Annotated in this window: 4 protein-coding genes; 3 read left to right on the plus strand and 1 reads right to left on the minus strand. The window is 43.5% G+C overall.

Annotated features, from left to right (window positions below; translation table 11 throughout):
- From ABNT28_RS10980 to ABNT28_RS10990, 3 genes are all read left to right on the plus strand, one after another.
- A partial coding sequence (locus tag ABNT28_RS10980) for a chorismate-binding protein (protein ID WP_348721626.1) occupies positions 1 to 252 on the plus strand: 252 nt, incomplete at its 5' end.
- A complete protein-coding gene (locus tag ABNT28_RS10985; RefSeq protein WP_348721627.1) occupies positions 252 to 842 on the plus strand; it encodes an aminodeoxychorismate/anthranilate synthase component II in 591 nt (196 codons plus the stop codon). The genes ABNT28_RS10980 and ABNT28_RS10985, both read left to right, overlap by 1 nt.
- Positions 843 to 854: 12 nt before the next feature.
- Positions 855 to 1,508: an aminotransferase class IV family protein gene (locus tag ABNT28_RS10990; RefSeq protein WP_332925249.1), complete on the plus strand. Its 654-nt coding sequence runs from the start codon at positions 855 to 857 to the stop codon at positions 1,506 to 1,508.
- A gap of 17 nt (positions 1,509 to 1,525) precedes the next feature.
- On the opposite strand, the gene ABNT28_RS10995 is transcribed toward ABNT28_RS10990, so the two are convergent.
- Positions 1,526 to 1,845 (minus strand): cupin domain-containing protein (locus tag ABNT28_RS10995; protein WP_348721628.1); only part of this gene is annotated, 320 nt, incomplete at its 5' end.

Below are 1,845 nucleotides of genomic sequence, written 5' to 3' on the forward strand. Positions count from 1 at the left end.
GGAATCTATACAGGGTCTATAGGCTATATTTTGCCTAATCGTGATATGTGTTTCAACGTTGCTATCCGCACCTTGTCAGTGAGTGCTAATGGGCATGCAGAATTTGGTGTTGGTGGTGGCATCGTGCATGAGTCCAATGGCGATACTGAATATGCCGAATGTGCGGCAAAAATGGCGTTTCTTGAGAGGGTGATGATGGCTGGCAATCCATTATTGGCTTCAATAGCATATTCCAAGTTAAAGGCCAGTTGATGATTACCATTATCGATAATTATGATTCATTTACCTATATCATCGCCCAATATTTTGCCGCGACAGGTGTTGCCGTTGAAGTACATAAGAATGATATGGCTACAGTACAATCCGTGATCGATAAAGCGCCAACAGGGTTAGTGTTGTCGCCTGGACCTGGTCGCCCAGAAGAATCGGGAAATAGTTTTGATATTCTTGCGGCTATGCGTGGCAAGGTGCCGGTTCTAGGCATTTGCTTGGGGCACCAGATTATCGCTTGTTCGATGGGGATTGAAGTTAATGCCGCGGATAGAATTTCGCATGGTAAAGCAAGTCCAATCACACATCATGGTCAGGGGCTTTTTTCTGGTATAAAGCAAAATACTAAAGTTGGGCGTTATCATTCTCTTTCTATTGATAAAAATGCAACTAATAAACCGCTTAACATTGTTGCTAAAACGGCAGATGAAATAGCCGAAATCATGGCTGTAGAGGATCAGTCTGCTCAGCTTTACGGTGTTCAGTTTCATCCTGAATCAATTATGACCGAGGATGGTATGACGATGATCCAGAATTTTGTTCATATATGTCAAAAAGCCAAAGTTAGTTAGGTTGTCAGGATAATGGTAGATTTTCATATTTTCGAAACCATGCGTTGGCGGCCTGCATCAGAGTTTGATCCAGGTGGATTTGATCGAGGGAATGCGCATTTACGCCGCATGGCTTCTTCAGCGCGGCGGTTTGATATGCCGTTTGATCCACGTGCAATTCATGCCACTCTAGATAATGAGCTTAAGGGGGTGCTTGATGATAAACGTGTGCGCATCATCCTGTTTGAAGATGGTGAACTTGAAGTTGACGTTGCAGATGCACCGTTGTCTGTTACATCGAAATGGCGATTGGGACTAGCTGACTCAAAATTAGATTCTGGTGATATGTGGTTGCGGCATAAAACCAGCAATCGAAATCTATATGCTGAGGATCGGGAAACATTCTGCGGTGGTGATATGCCGCAATTTGATGAAATGATTTATCTCAATCAGCGCGACGAATTATGTGAAGGAACAATCACATCATTATTTATTGATGATGGGAATGGGATATTGAAAACACCACCGCTTGAATGTGGGCTGTTGCCAGGCATCCTGCGTGAGAGCTTGTTGCAAGCTGACCAAGCGATTGAGGCGGTGCTGACCTTAGATGATGCCCGAAAAGCTAAGGCATTATTTATGGGTAATTCGTTACGTGGATTGATCCCTGCAGAATTGGCTTTTTAATGTATACCAGAGTGATTTCAAAGCACCTGAGGATAGGAAATGATTGAAAGATAACGCGCTGGTAATTTATGCAAAATTTCCGGACCATGCGGGGCATCGGCATCAAAAAACAAAGTGTCACCTGATTTCAAGACATATAGATTGTCGCCATGTCGGTAACTTACTTCACCTTCAAGCATATAAAGCATCTCTATACCGTCATGCTGAAAGGTTGGAAAAATATCTGATTCCTCATTCAGTGTAATCAGATAAGGTTCGACCATGACGCCGCTGGCATTCGATCCTATATGTCCTAAAAGATTATATTGATGGCCAGCCCGCGTGCCTGCACGTTCCA

Source organism: uncultured Candidatus Puniceispirillum sp., from assembly GCF_963979125.1.
Classification (GTDB): domain Bacteria; phylum Pseudomonadota; class Alphaproteobacteria; order Puniceispirillales; family Puniceispirillaceae; genus Puniceispirillum.

Coding starts and splice junctions, on each gene's coding strand:
- ABNT28_RS10985 (WP_348721627.1), top strand. CDS start 252: ATGATTACCATTATCGATAATTATGATTCATTTACCTATATCATCGCC.
- ABNT28_RS10990 (WP_332925249.1), top strand. CDS start 855: ATGGTAGATTTTCATATTTTCGAAACCATGCGTTGGCGGCCTGCATCA.